Below are 470 nucleotides of genomic sequence, written 5' to 3' on the forward strand. Positions count from 1 at the left end.
TTCACCCAGCTGCTTGAGGCCCAGTGAAACACGGTTGCGCTCACGATCGAACTTCAGGATTTTGACATCCATCTCCTGCCCGACCTCTACAATCTCACTTGGATGCTTAATGCGCTTCCAAGCCATGTCGGTGATGTGCAATAAGCCATCTACGCCGCCAAGGTCAACGAACGCACCGTAATCGGTAAGATTCTTAACGATACCTTGAACTTCTTGACCTTCTTGCAAGTTCTCAAGAAGCTCTTCACGCTCTGCACTGTTTTCTTTCTCGATAACTGCGCGGCGAGAAACAACAACGTTGTTGCGCTTCTGATCAAGCTTGATAACTTTGAATTCAAGGTCTTTGTTTTCAAGGTGTGCAGTTTCACGTACTGGACGTACGTCAACCAATGAACCTGGCAAGAACGCGCGAACGCCACCCAGATCCACAGTGAAACCACCTTTAACTTTACCGTTGATAACGCCTTTAA

1 protein-coding gene is annotated in these 470 nt (G+C 47.7%); it reads right to left on the bottom strand.

Going from position 1 to position 470, the window contains the following annotated elements:
- A partial coding sequence (locus B2X00_RS10910; protein WP_290487578.1) for a S1 RNA-binding domain-containing protein occupies positions 1-470 on the bottom strand: 470 nt, incomplete at both ends.

Source organism: Idiomarina sp. UBA3162 (assembly GCF_002364475.1).
Lineage (GTDB): Bacteria > Pseudomonadota > Gammaproteobacteria > Enterobacterales > Alteromonadaceae > Idiomarina.